Origin of the sequence: Streptomyces sp. NPDC014995 (genome assembly GCF_043080745.1) — a bacterium.
Taxonomy (GTDB): domain Bacteria; phylum Actinomycetota; class Actinomycetes; order Streptomycetales; family Streptomycetaceae; genus Streptomyces.
Window position 1 is genome coordinate 929,352 of sequence record NZ_JBIBVX010000001.1, and the last position, 15,116, is coordinate 944,467.

Annotated in this window: 15 protein-coding genes and 1 pseudogene; 9 read left to right on the plus strand and 7 right to left on the minus strand. The window is 71.9% G+C overall.

The genetic code is table 11. The annotated features are described in order from the left end of the window. Positions 1-7: 7 nt before the first annotated feature. Complete coding sequence (gene dusB / locus ACF1A1_RS04125; RefSeq protein WP_391645204.1) at positions 8-1,162, minus strand: tRNA dihydrouridine synthase DusB; 1,155 nt, start codon at positions 1,160-1,162, stop codon at positions 8-10. A gap of 95 nt (positions 1,163-1,257) precedes the next feature. Here dusB and ACF1A1_RS04130 point away from each other — a divergent pair, with 95 nt between their 5' ends. From ACF1A1_RS04130 to ACF1A1_RS04145, 4 genes and pseudogenes are all read left to right on the plus strand, one after another. Then, a complete protein-coding gene (locus ACF1A1_RS04130; RefSeq protein WP_391645206.1) occupies positions 1,258-2,703 on the plus strand; it encodes an MFS transporter in 1,446 nt (481 codons plus the stop codon). Positions 2,704-2,962: 259 nt separating this feature from the next. Continuing rightward, positions 2,963-3,296: pseudogene (locus ACF1A1_RS04135) on the plus strand (MFS transporter); the annotation flags it as partial. A 113-nt stretch (positions 3,297-3,409) separates the two neighbouring features. Then, positions 3,410-3,619 (plus strand): hypothetical protein, encoded by a 210-nt coding sequence (locus ACF1A1_RS04140; RefSeq protein ID WP_391645208.1) that lies wholly within the window; start codon positions 3,410-3,412, stop codon positions 3,617-3,619. 419 nt (positions 3,620-4,038) lie between these two features. Then, the gene (locus ACF1A1_RS04145) at positions 4,039-4,224 is read left to right on the plus strand and encodes a hypothetical protein (protein WP_391645210.1); all 186 of its coding nucleotides are present in this window, start codon (positions 4,039-4,041) and stop codon (positions 4,222-4,224) included. 122 nt (positions 4,225-4,346) lie between these two features. Here ACF1A1_RS04145 and ACF1A1_RS04150 read toward each other — a convergent pair whose 3' ends face one another. From ACF1A1_RS04150 to ACF1A1_RS04160, 3 genes are all read right to left on the minus strand, one after another. Continuing rightward, a complete protein-coding gene (locus ACF1A1_RS04150; RefSeq protein ID WP_391645212.1) occupies positions 4,347-4,940 on the minus strand; it encodes a TetR family transcriptional regulator in 594 nt (197 codons plus the stop codon). A 26-nt stretch (positions 4,941-4,966) separates the two neighbouring features. Further along, positions 4,967-5,971 (minus strand): aldo/keto reductase, encoded by a 1,005-nt coding sequence (locus ACF1A1_RS04155; RefSeq protein ID WP_391645214.1) that lies wholly within the window; start codon positions 5,969-5,971, stop codon positions 4,967-4,969. Between the two features lie 261 nt (positions 5,972-6,232). Then, on the minus strand, positions 6,233-7,615 hold the full coding sequence (locus ACF1A1_RS04160; RefSeq protein WP_391645216.1) for a glycine--tRNA ligase: 1,383 nt from the start codon (positions 7,613-7,615) through the stop codon (positions 6,233-6,235). A 194-nt stretch (positions 7,616-7,809) separates the two neighbouring features. On the opposite strand from ACF1A1_RS04160, the gene ACF1A1_RS04165 reads away from it, so the two are divergent. Genes ACF1A1_RS04165 through ACF1A1_RS04180 form a run of 4 tightly spaced genes read left to right on the plus strand, consistent with a single transcriptional unit; the run spans position 7,810 to position 10,955 of the window. Then, positions 7,810-8,778: a metal ABC transporter substrate-binding protein gene (locus ACF1A1_RS04165; RefSeq protein ID WP_391645218.1), complete on the plus strand. Its 969-nt coding sequence runs from the start codon at positions 7,810-7,812 to the stop codon at positions 8,776-8,778. 17 nt (positions 8,779-8,795) lie between these two features. Continuing rightward, positions 8,796-9,572: a metal ABC transporter ATP-binding protein gene (locus ACF1A1_RS04170; RefSeq protein WP_391645220.1), complete on the plus strand. Its 777-nt coding sequence runs from the start codon at positions 8,796-8,798 to the stop codon at positions 9,570-9,572. Further along, positions 9,572-10,474 carry a metal ABC transporter permease gene (locus tag ACF1A1_RS04175; RefSeq protein ID WP_391645222.1) on the plus strand — a complete coding sequence of 301 codons (903 nt, stop codon included), beginning with the start codon at positions 9,572-9,574 and terminating at the stop codon, positions 10,472-10,474. Before ACF1A1_RS04170 ends, ACF1A1_RS04175 begins: the two co-directional genes overlap by 1 nt. Before the next feature lie 58 nt (positions 10,475-10,532). After that, positions 10,533-10,955 carry a Fur family transcriptional regulator gene (locus tag ACF1A1_RS04180; RefSeq protein ID WP_391645224.1) on the plus strand — a complete coding sequence of 141 codons (423 nt, stop codon included), beginning with the start codon at positions 10,533-10,535 and terminating at the stop codon, positions 10,953-10,955. A 71-nt stretch (positions 10,956-11,026) separates the two neighbouring features. Here ACF1A1_RS04180 and ACF1A1_RS04185 read toward each other — a convergent pair whose 3' ends face one another. Together ACF1A1_RS04185 and recO are read right to left on the minus strand one after the other, a co-directional pair. After that, positions 11,027-11,860: an isoprenyl transferase gene (locus ACF1A1_RS04185; protein ID WP_391645226.1), complete on the minus strand. Its 834-nt coding sequence runs from the start codon at positions 11,858-11,860 to the stop codon at positions 11,027-11,029. Between the two features lie 34 nt (positions 11,861-11,894). Further along, complete coding sequence (gene recO, locus ACF1A1_RS04190) at positions 11,895-12,641, minus strand: DNA repair protein RecO (RefSeq protein ID WP_391645228.1); 747 nt, start codon at positions 12,639-12,641, stop codon at positions 11,895-11,897. 92 nt (positions 12,642-12,733) lie between these two features. Here recO and ACF1A1_RS04195 point away from each other — a divergent pair, with 92 nt between their 5' ends. Beyond that, positions 12,734-13,993, plus strand: coding sequence for an MFS transporter (locus ACF1A1_RS04195; RefSeq protein WP_391645230.1), 1,260 nt, complete (start codon positions 12,734-12,736; stop codon positions 13,991-13,993). A gap of 81 nt (positions 13,994-14,074) precedes the next feature. On the opposite strand, the gene ACF1A1_RS04200 is transcribed toward ACF1A1_RS04195, so the two are convergent. Continuing rightward, entirely contained in the window at positions 14,075-15,061 is a 987-nt protein-coding gene (locus tag ACF1A1_RS04200; RefSeq protein WP_391645232.1) for a hypothetical protein, read from the minus strand. Positions 15,062-15,116: the final 55 nt, after the last annotated feature.

The following is a 15,116-nucleotide window of genomic DNA, read 5'->3' on the forward strand; positions in this document are numbered from 1 at the left end:
CGACGGGTCAGCCGCCGGAGGTGTCCAGCTCCGCGTCCTCGCTCACGCCCGCGCAGTCGTACGGGTCCTTCAGCCAGCCGTCCGGCAGCACCACCCGGTTGTTGCCGGACGTACGGCCGCGGGGCCCGTCGGCGCCGGCGGGCCAGGGCTGGCCGAGGTCCAGTTCGTCGAGTCCGGCGCGCAGTTCCGCCAGGGAGGAGGTGATCGCGAGCCGCTTGCGCATCTCGGAACCGACCGCGAAGCCCTTCAGGTACCAGGCGACGTGCTTGCGGAAGTCGACGACGCCCTTGGACTCGTCGCCGGCCCACTCACCGAGCAGGGTGGCGTGCCGGACCATGACGTCGGCGACCTCGCGCAGGGCGGGCCGCGCGAGGTCCTCGGCGCGTCCCTCGAAGGCGGCCACCAGGTCCGCGAACAGCCACGGCCGTCCCAGGCAGCCGCGTCCGACCACGACGCCGTCGCAGCCGGTCTCCCGCACCATCCGCAGGGCGTCCTCGGCCGACCAGATGTCGCCGTTGCCGAGGACCGGGATCTCCGGGACGTGCTCCTTCAGACGGGCGATGGCGTCCCAGTCCGCGGTGCCGCCGTAGTGCTGGGCGGCCGTGCGGCCGTGCAGCGCGATGGCGGTGACACCCTCCTCGACGGCGATGCGGCCGGCGTCGAGGTAGGTGATGTGGTCGTCGTCGATGCCCTTGCGCATCTTCATGGTGACGGGGAGGTCCCCGGCGCCGCTGACGGCCTCGCGCAGGATCGCCCGCAGCAGGTTGCGCTTGTACGGGAGGGCGGAGCCGCCGCCCTTGCGGGTGACCTTCGGGACCGGGCAGCCGAAGTTCAGGTCGATGTGGTCGGCGAGGTCCTCCTCCGCGATCATGCGGACGGCCTTGCCGACGGTCGCCGGGTCGACGCCGTACAGCTGGATCGAGCGCGGCTGCTCGGTCGCGTCGAAGCGGATCAGCTGCATGGTCTTGTCGTTGCGCTCGACCAGCGCCCGGGTGGTGATCATCTCGCTCACGAACAGGCCCTTGCCGCCGCTGAACTCCCGGCACAGGGTGCGGAAGGGCGCGTTGGTGATCCCGGCCATGGGGGCGAGGACGACGGGCGGCTGGACGGCGTGCGGGCCGATCCGCAGGGCCGTCCTGTTCGTGGGCGCGGTCGTGGGCATTCCCCCATTGTCACGCACGCCGAGGGGTGACCGGGCAAGGACCTTGACCCAGTCATTAGTTAGACGCACTATCGACAGCGGCTACGATGGAGCGCATGCCGGAGCTCAGCCATCGCCGACGTCTGCTCGTCCTCGCGATCTGCTGTATGAGCCTGCTGATCGTGAGCATCGACACCACCATCCTCAATGTCGCGCTGCCCTCGATGCAGCGCGACCTGCACGCCACCACCTCCGGCCTCCAGTGGACGATCGACGCCTACACACTGGTGCTGGCCGCGCTGCTGATGCTCGCGGGCTCCACCGCCGACCGCATCGGCCGCAGGAAGGTCTTCATGGCGGGCCTGGTCGTGTTCTCGGCCGGCTCCCTGCTGTGCTCCCTCGCGCCGGACCTGGACCTGCTGATCGCGGCCCGGACGGTGCAGGCGGTCGGCGGCTCCATGCTCAACCCGGTCGCCATGTCGATCATCACCAACACCTTCACCGACCCGCGCGAGCGCGCCCGCGCGATCGGCGTCTGGGGCGCCGTCGTCGGCATCTCGATGGCCGCCGGCCCGCTGTTGGGCGGCCTGCTGGTGGAGTCCGTCGGCTGGCGCTCGATCTTCTGGGTCAACCTGCCCGTCGGTCTCGCCGCGCTCCTGCTGACCCTGCGCTACGTCCCCGAGTCGCGCGCGCCCAGGGCCCGCCGCCCCGACCCCGTCGGACAGCTGCTGGTCATCGCCCTCTTCGCCCCCCTGACGTACGCGATCATCGAGGCGCCGGAGGCCGGGCTCACGACGAGCGGGCCCTTCGCGGCGATGGCGCTGGCCGCGCTGCTGGGCCTGCTGTGGTACGAACCGCGCCGCGACGAACCCCTGATCGACCTGCGGTTCTTCCGGTCGGCGCCGTTCAGCGGGGCCACCGTGATCGCGATCAGCGCGTTCGCCGCGCTCGGCGGGTTCCTCTTCCTGTCCACGCTGTACCTGCAGAACGTGCGGGGCCTCGACGCCGTCCACGCGAGCCTGTGGATGCTGCCGATGGCCGTACCGACCTTCCTGTGCGCCCCCCTGTCCGGGCGGCTCGTCGGCAGCCGGGGGCCGCGGCTGCCCCTGCTGGTCGCCGGGCTCGCGATGACGCTGAGCGGCGTCCTGTTCGCCGCCTTCGACGCCGAGACCTCCGACGTCACGCTCTTCCTCGGCTACGTCCTCTTCGGCGTCGGCTTCGGCTTCGTGAACGCGCCGATCACCAACACGGCGGTCTCGGGCATGCCCCGCACCCAGGCCGGCGTCGCCGCCGCCGTCGCCTCCACCAGCCGTCAGCTGGGCCAGACCCTCGGCGTCGCGGTGATCGGCGCGGTCCTGGCGGCGGGCATCGGCTCCTCGTCCTACCGCGACACCTTCGTCGCCGCCGCCGTCCCCGGCTGGTGGATCCTGGCCGGGTGCGGGCTCGCTGTGCTGGTGCTGGGGGCGGTCACCACTGGGCGGTGGGCCCGGTCGACGGCGCGGCGGACCGCGGAGCGGCTGGAGGCCAGGGACGTACGGGCGGCGGCGGGCGTCAGCGCCTGAGCGGCACGCCCGCCGGCGGGACGGCGTGAGACCGGAGTGAGAGGGGACGGCCGCCGAGCGCGGCGCCGTCGGCCCGGTGACGGAGCCCGGGCCGGACGGGCTCGGGGCGCCGGTACGTGGTCCACGGGTGTGCGGTCGGGCTTCCGCCCGAAGGCGGCCGCGAGAACGGTGGGGAGGCCCGCCTCGGGGACCGCGCCACGCACCTCCGCCAGGACCTGGGGAAAGTCGTCGTCGACGGCGCCCAGGTACTCCTGTCGCCCTCGTGGTGGCCCTCTGGCGCGGCCGGCCGCACCTGGGCCGTCGAGCTGCCGCCGGGCGCGGCGGTCGCCGGCGTCGGCCAGGCGCTCCAACTGCCCGTCGTGATGCGGATCGTGCTGTCCGAGGTGCCGCCGGCCCGGGCAGCTGTCGGCGGCGGTGTGATGGTGACCACTCAACAGGCGTCCCCGGCGCTGGGCGTGGCCACGCGGGGCACGCTGTTCCTGTCCCTGGTACCGGGGACGGGCATGCGGGACGCGCTGGTGACGACGCCGGCCGTACGGATCGCCGGGGTCGTGGTCACCGGGCTGCCGAGTCCGCGGCTGCCGCGCGGGGTCGTCCGAGACAGGACACGGGGTCGGCGAACTCGCCGTCCACCGCCCCCTGTCGATGTTCGACGTGCTGCACACTCCTTGCTGCCCGGGCGGAGTCGACGGAAGCAGGAGGCATCGTGCCGCGGATGGACACGAGCAAGGTGAGCCGCTGGGACCTGCACGGACGGGAACACGTGGTCCGGGTGCGGCGCGCGGGAGTGCAGCGCACGATCAGATGTGACACGTGCGGGTGGCGCAGGGGGGCGCAGTTCCTGCCGTGGCTGAAGGCGCAGGAGCACCTCGCCGAGGCGCACCAGGCGACGGTGGATCCGGCGGACCGGCCGTAGCGACGACGACGTCCGGCCGCGCGGGGAGGCGCAGCCGGTGACAGGGGCACGGCGGTCCGTGTGCCGGCACGGCCCGCTTCCTCACGTCCTCACGTCCTCACGCCCGGCCGCCAGTACGCGCGCACGGCCGCGGAGAGGTCCATGCCGGTGCGGCGCAGACGTCGTGGCGATCTCCTTCCGCGGCACGCCGTACGCCCGTACGAGCCGCCGCAGCGCGGCGCGGAACCGCGACGGGTCCCGTCGGTGGCGGCGCCGACTCCCCACCCCTTCGGCGCGGTTCGGCGAACTCCTCCGAAGCGTACGGCTCCACCTGCGGTTTCCGTCGGGAGTTCGCCGTGAGTCGGGACCGGCCCAGACCACGGCCGGCGCGGGCGATCGTCGGTGCCGACCAGTCGGCCACCGCTCCCGGAGGAAGCCACATGACGCTCCCGATGCCCCATCTGCCCGCCGCGCCCGCCCTGTTCGTCCTGCTCGTCTTCGCCGCCGTCTACGTCGGCGTGGTCCTCCCCGCCGTCTGGTCCCGCAAGCCGGCCCGCCGGCGGGCGGCCCTGAAGGTGCTCACCCAGCTGCTCGGCGCCCTGCGTCCGCGACACCGAGGGCGCTGACCTGGCCGCACAGCACCGGGTCACGCAGGACCAGGCGGTACAGCACCCGGCCGCACAGCACCGGCCCGCACAGCACCGGCCCGCGCAGGACCGGGCCGCACTCGCGGCCGGTGACGGTACGGCTAGTCCGCCCGCATCCCCCGCAGAACCAGGTCCACCAGCGCCGCGAAGTCGTCCTCGATCCCGGGCTGTCGCCACTTGGGCGCGTAGTACGGATCGTGGAAGCGGCTGGTGGCCTGGAGCACCGCGCGGGCCGTACCCGCCGGGTCGGTGGTGGTGAAGGCGCCCGCCCGCACGCCCGCCTCGACGATCCGGGTCAGCTGGCCGGTGAGGTCGGCGAGGTGCTCGCCGACCGCCTCGACGTTCTCGCCCGTGAGCACCATGTACGTCGCGAACAGCTCGGGGTCGTCGCCGGCCTTGCGGCGCTTGGCGTCGAAGAGGGTCGCGAGCCAGGCGCGCAGCCGGGTCTCCGGGTCGCGCCCTTCGTCGGAGACGATGCCGGCGAGCGCCTCCGACGTACGGTCCAGCCAGCGCTTGGTCACCGCCTCCCGCAGCGCCGCCTTCGTACGGAAGTGGCGGTAGACGCTGCCGTGGCTGACGCCGAGCGCGCGGGCCACGTCGACCACGGTGGCCTTGGCGGGGCCGTGGCGGCGCAGCACTTCCTCGGTCGCCTCGAGGATGCGCTCGGCGGTCAGGATCTCGCTGGTCGGTGCCATGGGGAAGACCGTACCCGGCGGACGGATCAGCGCTCGACGTGCGCCATCTGGGCCGCCGGATAGCGTTCGCCCGCGGCGGCACCGGCCGGCACCGCCTCCTCGATCGCGGCGAGGTCGGCCGCGTCCAGCGTGACGTCGAGGGCGCCGAGGGATTCCGTGAGGCGCTGCCGGGTCCGCGCGCCGACCAGCGGCACGATGTCCTCCCCGCGCGAGAGGACCCAGGCGATGGCGATCTGCGCGACCGAGACGCCCTTCTGCTCGGCGATCTTCCTGAGCGCCTCCACCAGGTTCAGGTTGTGCCGGAGGTTGTCGCCCTGGAAGCGGGGCGAGTGGGCGCGGAAGTCGTTCGCGGCGAGCTGCCGGTCCGGGGTGAAGTGGCCGGAGATCAGGCCGCGGGACAGGACTCCGTACGCGGTGACGGCGATGCCCAGCTCGCGGGTGGTCGGCAGGATCTCCTCCTCGATACCGCGCGAGACGAGCGAGTACTCGATCTGGAGGTCGCTGATCGGCGCGGTCGCGGCGGCCCGGCGGATCGTCTCGGCGCCGACCTCGCTGAGGCCGATGTGCCGGACGTAGCCCTTCTCGACGAGTTCGGCGATCGCGCCGACCGTCTCCTCGACGGGGACGGCCGGGTCGAGGCGGGCGATGCGGTAGACGTCGATGTGGTCGGTGCCGAGGCGCTGGAGGGAGTAGGCGGCGAAGTTCTTCACGGCGGCGGGACGGCCGTCGTAGCCGCTCCAGGCGCCGTCCGGGTCGCGCAGGGCGCCGAACTTCACGCTGACCAGCGCCTGCTCGCGGCGGGCCGCGGGGGCGGTGCGCAGGGCTTCGCCGATCAGCAGTTCGTTGTGGCCCATGCCGTAGAAGTCGCCGGTGTCCAGCAGGGTCACGCCGGCTTCCAGAGCCGCGTGGAGGGTGGCGACCGACTCGGTCCGGTCCGCGTCGCCGTACAGCGCGGACATGCCCATGCAGCCGAGGCCGAGGGCGGAGACCTGGGGGCCGGTGGTTCCGAGGGATCGGGTTGGCATCGTCATGCGCCCAGCCTGACACGGACAGCTGACAGATTTCAATATCTGTCAGTCGTCATTTGTTTTCGCGGGTCGGCCGTCCTTGGTCTTCGCGGGTTGCCCGGCCCTCGGAGCGCCCGGCCGTCCACGCCGACGTGCCCCGTAAACGCCGAGTTCCCCGCACCCCATGAGGGGTGCGGGGAACCGCGCGCACAACCACGAACAACCACGACGCCTCCGCGGCCGGAGATCCGCCCGGGCGAGGCGGACACCGGCCGCGGCCGGCGCCTAGCAGCCGATGAGCCGCCCGGCGAGGTAGCCCTCGATCTGGTCCAGCGACACACGCTCCTGCTTCATCGAGTCCCGCTCACGCACCGTCACCGCGTTGTCCTCGAGCGTGTCGAAGTCGACCGTCACGCAGTACGGCGTGCCGATCTCGTCCTGGCGCCGGTAGCGGCGGCCGATCGCGCCGGCGTCGTCGAACTCGATGTTCCAGTTCTGGCGCAGCGCCTGGGCGAGGCCCTTGGCCTTCGGGGACAGCTCGGCGTTCCTCGACAGCGGGAGCACCGCGACCTTCACCGGGGCCAGACGGTGGTCGAGGCGCAGCACCGTGCGCTTCTCCAGCTTGCCCTTGGCGTTGGGCGCCTCGTCCTCGACGTAGGCGTCGAGCAGGAAGGCGAGCATCGCGCGGCCGACACCGGCCGCCGGCTCGATGACGTACGGCGTCCAGCGCTCGCCGGCCTCCTGGTCGAAGTAGAGGAGGTCCTGGCCGGAGGCCTTGGCGTGGGCCGAGAGGTCGTAGTCGGTGCGGTTGGCGACGCCCTCCAGCTCACCCCACTCGTTGCCGCCGAACTGGAAGCGGTACTCGATGTCGGCGGTGCGCTTGGAGTAGTGGGAGAGCTTCTCCTTCGGGTGCTCGTACCACCGCATGTTCTCCTCGCGCAGGCCCAGGCCGGTGTACCAGTTCCAGCGCTGCTCCATCCAGTACTCCTGCCACTTCTCGTCCTCGCCCGGCTTGACGAAGAACTCCATCTCCATCTGCTCGAACTCACGGGTACGGAAGATGAAGTTGCCGGGCGTGATCTCGTTGCGGAAGGACTTGCCCATCTGCGCGATGCCGAACGGCGGCTTCTTGCGCGAAGTGGTCTGCACCTGGGCGAAGTTGGTGAAGATGCCCTGGGCGGTCTCGGGGCGCAGGTAGGCGATGGAGCCGGTGTCCTGGGTCGGGCCGAGGTGGGTGGAGAGCAGACCCGAGAACTGCTTGGGCTCGGTGAACTGGCCCTTGTTGCCGCAGTTGGGGCAGTTGATGTCCGCCAGGCCGTTCTCCGGCGCGCGGTGGTGCTTGGCCTCGTAGGCCTCCTCCAGGTGGTCCGCGCGGAACCGCTTGTGGCAGGAGGTGCACTCGGTGAGCGGGTCGGAGAAGGTGGCGACGTGGCCGGAGGCGACCCAGACCTCGGGGGCCAGGATGACGGACGAGTCGATGCCCACCACGTCCTCGCGCGACGTCACCATGTAGCGCCACCACTGGCGCTTCAGGTTCTCCTTGAGCTCGACACCCAGCGGTCCGTAGTCCCAGGCGGCCTTCTGGCCGCCGTAGATCTCACTACAGGGGAATACGAAGCCACGGCGCTTGCTCAGGCTGACGATGGTGTCGATCTTGTCGGCGGCCACGGTGCTCTCTTCATAACGACGACGGGCGACGAAGCGAGATGCTTCCAGCGAATGATTCAGCGTACCGGCGAGGCCTCCCCCTCGACCAAATCGGTAGCGGCCTCAGGCCCTCCTCGGGCCCTACTCGGGCCCTACCCATGCCCTACGACCGGCATTGTTGACAACGGTTTCCATATTTGTTGAAAATGACTGTCATGAACGTACGACGACTCATACCGGGCACCGCGGTCGCGGCGGCCACCGCCCTCGGTCTCTCCGCCCTCACCGCCTGCTCCGGCGAGAGCGCCGCGGCCGGCAACTCGGACAAGTTCGACGTCGTCGCGTCGTTCTACCCGATGGCCTTCCTCGCCGAGCAGATAGGCGGCGACCACGTGAAGGTCAGCAGCCTCACCCAGCCCGGTCAGGAGCCCCACGACCTGGAGATCAGCGCCAAGCAGCGCGTCCAGGTCGAGGAGGCCGACGCGGTGCTCTACCTCAAGGAGCTCCAGCCCGCCGTCGACGACACGGTGGCCCAGTCCGGCGTCAAGACGAAGATCGACGCCGCGAAGCTCACCTCGCTCGAGGAGCACGGCAGCGAGGTCGGCGGCCACGCGGCCGAGCACGAGGAGGAGCACGCCGACGAGCACGGTCACGAGGAAGGGGGCCTCGACCCCCACGTCTGGCTCGACCCGGTCAAGTACGCCGAGGTCGCCAAGGGCGTCGGCGCGGCCTTCGAGAAGGCCGACCCGGACCACGCGGCCGACTACAAGAAGAACACCGCCGCCCTGGTCAGCAAGCTCACCGCCCTCGACACGCAGTTCAGGACCGGCCTGGCGAACACGAGGACCAAGGTCTTCATCACCACCCACGCCGCCTTCGGTTACGTCGCCGAGCGCTACGGCCTGACCGAGGAGGCCATCAGCGGCCTCGACCCCGAGTCGGAGCCGAGCGCCGCGCGCGTCAAGGACCTTGAGAAGATGGCCAAGGCCGACGGCGTCACGACCGTGTTCTACGAGACGCTCGTCAGCGACAAGACCGCGAAGACCATCGCCAAGGACGCGGGGCTCAAGACGGACGTCCTCGACCCGATCGAGGGCATCACGGACAAGTCCCGCGGCCAGGACTACTTCGCGGTCCAGCAGGCCAACCTCAAGGCTCTGCAGACGGCCCTGGGAACCAAGTGATCGTTACGGAGGGCGTCATGGACGCTGAGGGCGAGCCCGTCATTTCGCTGCGCGGTGTCCGCGCCGAGCTGGGTTCGCGCCCCGTCCTGCGCGGCATCGACCTCACCGTGCACCGCGGTGAGGTCGTCGCGCTGCTCGGCGCGAACGGCTCCGGCAAGTCCACGGCCGTACGCAGCGTCATCGGCCAGGTCCCGGTCACCGCCGGGACGATCGAGCTGTTCGGCACGGACCGCCGGCGCTTCAAGGACTGGCGGCGCGTGGGGTACGTACCGCAGCGCACCACCGCCGCCGGCGGCGTCCCCGCGACCGTCACCGAGGTCGTCTCCTCGGGGCGCCTGTCCCGGACCCGTTTCGGCGTCCTCCGCAAGGCCGACCACGAGGCCGTACGGCGCGCCCTGGACCTCGTCGGCATGGCCGACCGGGCCAGGGACTCCGTCAACGCCCTCTCCGGCGGCCAGCACCAGCGGGTGCTCATCGCCCGTGCGCTCGCCGCCGACCCCGAGCTGCTGATCATGGACGAGCCGATGGCGGGCGTCGACCTGGCCAGCCAGGAGGTCCTCGCGCGGACCCTGCGCGAGCAGGTGGCTCAGGGCGCCACGGTCCTGCTCGTCCTGCACGAACTGGGCCCGCTGGAGCCCCTCATCGACCGGGCGGTCGTCCTGCGCGACGGCTGCGTGACGCACGACGGCCCGCCCCCGCGCGCGGTCGGCCAGCACGCGCTGCCCGGCCACGACCACGTACACCCGCACGCACCGGCGGGCGCCGAACCGATCCGCACGGGACTGCTGAGCTGATGGACTTCCTCGACTACGCCTTCATGCAGCGGGCCCTGCTCGCCGCCGTCCTGGTCGGCATCACCGCCCCCGCCGTCGGCATCTACCTCGTCCAGCGCCGCCAGGCCCTGATGGGCGACGGCATCGGCCACGTCGCGATGACCGGCGTCGGCCTCGGCTTCCTGCTGTCCTGGTCCCCGGTGTGGATGGCGACGGCCGTCTCCGTCATCGGCGCGGTCCTGATGGAACTGATCCGCTGGTACGGCAGGACCCGCGGCGACATCGCCCTCGCGATGCTCTTCTACGGCGGCATGGCCGGCGGCGTGATGTTCATCAACCTCGCGCCGACGGGATCCAACGCCAATCTGAACTCGTACCTCTTCGGCTCGCTGTCGACGGTGTCGGAGTCGGACGTGACGGCGATCTGCGTGCTCGCCGCCTTCGTGGTCCTCGTCACCCTGGGCCTGCGCCGGCAACTGTTCGCGGTCAGCCAGGACGAGGAGTTCGCGCGCGTCACCGGGCTGCCGGTGCGCGCCCTGAACCTGCTGACGGCCATCACGGCGGCGGTCACGGTGACCGTGGCGATGCGCGTGGTGGGCCTGCTGCTGGTGTCCGCGCTGATGGTGGTGCCGGTGGCGGCGGCCCAGCAGCTCAGCCGCAGCTTCGCGGCGACCTTCGCGATCGCGGTGGCGATCGGCATCACCGTGACCATCGGCGGCACGGTGACCTCGTACTACCAGGACGTCCCGCCCGGGGCGACGATCGTGCTGCTGACCATCGCCGCGTTCATCGCGCTCACCGCGCTGGCGGCTCCGCTGGCCCGGCGGCGCGCCCGCGCGCTCGCCGCCGCGCATCCCTCCGGGGACCCCGCGGAGTGTGCGATTCCGGCCACGCGCAAGGCGGGCGAAGGGGTCGGCGTCTGACCGCGCACAGTCCGGGCTGGCACAATGGCCCGGCAAGCGCAGACGTGAGGAGGCAACGGTGACGACCGCTGGATCGCCCGTGAAGGGCCGCGCCACGCGGCAGCGTGCCGCCGTGGCGGCGGCACTCGACGAGGTCGACGAGTTCCGCAGCGCTCAGGAACTCCACGACATGCTCAAGCACAAGGGCGACTCCGTCGGGCTGACCACCGTCTACCGCACGCTCCAGTCCCTCGCCGACGCCGGCGAGGTCGACGTCCTGCGCACCTCGGACGGCGAGTCCGTCTACCGCCGCTGCTCTACCGGCGAACACCACCACCACCTCGTCTGCCGCGCCTGCGGCAAGGCGGTCGAGGTCGAGGGCCCGGCCGTGGAGAAGTGGGCCGAGGCCATCGCCGCCGAGCACGGCTTCGTGAACGTGGCGCACACGGTGGAGATCTTCGGCACGTGCGCGGAGTGCGCGGCGGCCTCCCCCGGCGCCTGAGCCGGGTGCCGTGCGGGTGAGCCGCGCCGACGGCCCGGGGGCGGCAGCCCCCGGCCCCCGGGCGGGCCGAGTCACTCCTGCCCGCCCTCCATCGCCAGCAGCTCCTCGTTGGGGATCGCCCCGCCGAACCGCCGGTCGCGCGAGGCGAACTCCACGCACGCCCGCCACAGGTCGCGCCGGTCGAAGTCCGGCCACAGGACGTCCTGGAAGACCATCTCGGCGTAGGCGCTCTGCCAGAGCAGGTAGTTGGAGGTGCGCTGCTCGCCGCTGGGCCGCAGGAAGAGGTCGACGTCCGGCATGTCCGGGTAGTACAGGTACTTCGCGAACGTCTTCTCCGTCACCTTCGACGGGTCCAGCCGCCCGGCCCTCACGTCCTCCGCCAGCGCCTGCGCCGCGTCGGCGATCTCCGCGCGGCCGCCGTAGTTCATGCAGAAGTACAGCGTGAGCAGGTCGTTGTCCTTCGTCTGCTCCTGGGCGATCTGGAGCTCCTTGGCGACCGACTTCCACAGCTTGGGCATACGGCCCACCCAGCGCACCCGGATGCCCAGCGCGTCGAGCTGGTCGCGGGTCTTGCGGATGAAGTCGCGGTTGAAGTTCATCAGGAAGCGCACCTCGTCGGGCGAGCGCTTCCAGTTCTCGGTGGAGAAGGCGTACAGGGAGATGTTCCGCACGCCGATCTCGACCGCGCCCTGGAGCACGTCGAGGACGCGCTCGGCGCCGACCTTGTGCCCCTCGGTGCGCGGCAGCCCGCGCTCCTTGGCCCAGCGGCCGTTGCCGTCCATGACGATCGCCACGTGGTCGGGGACCAGTTCGCCGGGGAGCTTCGGCGCGCGGGCGCCGGACGGGTGCGGCTCCGGTGCCCTGTACTCCCGACGCTGCCGCCCCAGGAACCCGCGTACGACCATGTGCCTCTCGTCTCCTTCTCGCCTTTGCGACGTGTTACTTCTCGACGTACCGAAGGGAGCGCAGTCCGCGCTCCAGATGCCAGTGCAGGTAGGCGGACACCAGCCCGCTGCCCTCCCGGACGTACCGCGCCTCGCACGCGTCCGCGGCCTCCCAGTCTCCCGTGAGCAGTGCCCCGAGGAGTTCCAGGGTCTGCGGCGAGGGTACGACGCTGCCGGGCACCCGGCAGTCGACGCACACGGAGCCCCCGGAGGCCACCGAGAAGAAGCGGTTCGGTCCGGGCATGCCGCACTTCGCGCAGTCGCCGAAGGTGGGCGCGTAGCCGTTGACGGCGAGGGAGCGCAGCAGGAAGGCGTCGAGGACGAGGTGGGGCGCGTGCTCGCCGCGGGCGAGGGTCCGGAGCGCCCCGACGAGCAGCAGGTACTGCTGCACCGCCGGCTCGCCCTCGTGGTCGGTGAACCGCTCGGCGGTCTCCAGCATGGCCGTGCCCGCGGTGTAGCGGGCGTAGTCGCTGACGATCCCGCCGCCGTACGGCGCGATGGTCTCGCTCTGCGTGCACAGCGGCAGCCCGCGCCCGACCAGCTCGCTCCCCCGCGCGAAGAACTGCACGTCGACGTGGGAGAAGGGTTCGAGCCGGGCGCCGAACTTGGACTTCGTCCGCCGTACGCCCCTGGCCACGGCCCGCACGCGCCCGTGGCCCCGGGTGAGCAGCGTGATGATCCGGTCCGCTTCACCCAGCTTCTGGGTGCGCAGCACGATGCCGTCGTCGCGGAACAGGCTCATGGGGCCATTCTCGCCTACGCGGAGGGGGCCGCGTGCGGCACCCACTACGATCGCCCGGTTCCCCCGGGCGGCGGGAACCGGGAGGAGGGGCGGTGGCGAGGCGGTCGCTGGGGCGGGCGTTCGGGTGGCTGTGGGGGGCGTACGCGGTCAGTGCGTTCGGGACGCGGCTGGCCTTCGACGCGTTTCCGCTGATCGCGGTGGTCGTGCTGCACGCGGGGCCGGCCGAGGTGGCGGCGCTGGCGGCCGTGGGCCCCGCGGTGGGGGCGCTGCTGGCGGTGCCGCTGGGGCCGTGGGTGGAGTTCCGGCGCAAGCGGCCGGTGATGGTCGCGGCGGACCTGGTGCGGTGCGCCGCCCTGCTGAGCGTGCCGGCGGTGTTCGCGCTCGGCGGGCTCGGGCTGTGGCAGCTGCTGCTGGTGTCGGTGGTCGTCGCCGCGGCCGACATCACGTTCACGGCGGCGAGCGGGGCCTTCCTGAAGGCGCTGGTGCCGCCGGAGGACCTGATGGTGGCGAACGGCCGTCTGGAGTCGACGACCTGGACGGCCACCATGCTCGGGCCGCCGCTGGGCGGGGCCGCGGTCGGCCTGTTCGGGCCGGTGGTGACGGTGGTGGCGGACGCGGTCAGCTATCTGCTGTCGGCGGCGGGCCTGCGCGCGGTCGGCGGACGGGAGCAGCGGCCGGTGCGCGAGCCCGCGACGGGCCGGCTCCGCGCCGGCGACCTGCTGGAAGGCTGGCGCCATCTCCTCACCCACCGCACCCTGCGTCCCCTGTTCCTCAACACGGTCCTGGTCAACGGTCTGATCCTGGCCGCGTCCCCGCCGCTGGCCGTCCTGATGCTGGGCCCGCTCGGCTTCGCGCCCTGGCAGTACGGCCTCGCCTTCGCCGTGCCCTGCGCCGGCGGTCTGCTCGGCTCCCGGCTGGCGCCGCGGCTGGTCACCCGGTACGGGCGGCGCCGGGTCCTTCGGGTGTCGGGGACGCTGCGCGCGTGCTGGCCGCTCGGGCTGGCCTTCGTCCGGCCGGGCGCCGGCGGGCTGGCGCTCGTCATGGCCGTCGAGTTCGGGCTGATCACGTGCGTGGGCGTGTACAACCCGGTCCTCGCCACCTGCCGGCTGGAGCTGACCCCGGCGGACCGGGTCACCCGCACCCTGTCGGCGTGGTCGGTCTCCAACAGGGGCTCCATCGCGGCCCTGACGGCCCTGTGGGGCGTCCTGGCGGCCCTCACCGGCGCCCGCACCGCCATCGCCCTGGCGGGCGCGCTGCTGCTGGCGACGCCGCTGCTGCTGCTCGCCGCCGGGCGCGGGGACGAGGCGTCGCTCGCCGGGCGGACCGGGAAGCGGCCTGCGGCCACGACCTGATCGCCGGGACGGCCGCGCTGCCGGCGGCGACGCTCGGCCGGGGCACCCGTGTCCGTCCCGGCCCGTCCCGGCCCGGACGTGTCACGCGGCGTCCGGGTCGGTCCCGTTGGTGAGCACGGGGACGCCGTCGGGCACGCCGTCCGGCAGGCCGTTCAGAGCGGGCTCGTCGTTGGGGTCCTTGGCGGCCTCCCAGATCATGCCGAACCGGCGGATCAGGGTCTGGACCTCGCTCAGGCCGGCGTTCACCGTGGTCGACGAGATGCCTCCGTCCAGGTCCGCCTTGATCTCGTAGGACATCGCCCGGTCGAACAGGATGAAGTCGATCATCTTGCCCCGGCCGATCCGGCGGGCGATCTTCTCCTGGGGCACCACCCTGACCTGGATGCCCATCTCTCCCTGCTCCTTGCAGATCGCGGCGAGGGCCGCGAGTGAGTCGCGGTCCTGGCCCTCCTTCATGATGAACACCCGCCGGACCGCGACGTGCCGGTCGTCGATCGCCTCGCGCTGGGCGGTGATGTAGCGGCCCGCCGGCTCACTGTTCCAGAAGCCGTCGTCGACCACGGTGGTGCTGACGGCGTCGATGCTGCTTCTGGTGCCCTTGGTGAGGTTGATGAGCCAGTCGTGGTTCTCCCCGGCGCAGTCGGCGCTGAGTTTGGTCAGCTTCTCCATCTGACTGGCGAGGCGGTTGATCTCCTCGTGCGCGAACTCGTGCAGGATCTCCGGCCCCATGGAGACGACCTTGGTGGCGTGCTCGGCGAGCCGGGGCACCCCGTCGCCGCGCAGCTTCTCCACCTCGTTGAAGAGCTTGGTCGCCTCGCCTATGTCGGCGAAGCGCTTCTCCACCACGTCCTTCAGTTCGCTGAGCTGGTTCACGAAGGACGCCATGAACTGCACGATCAGCACGGTGCCGCCGCACAGCGCCGACAGCAGCAGCTCCCACGGCCCCTCCTCCTCCCGCAGCAGGACGTTGGTGAGGACGTAGACGACACCGCCCACCACTACCGTGACCAGGAGCTTCAGGGTCAACTGCCGTGCGCTGTCACCGCTGGATCGCGTCGGTGCACTCATCTCTCTTTCTCCCCCCGTCGGGATTGTGCGCGGACCGATGTCGTACGTGTTCGTC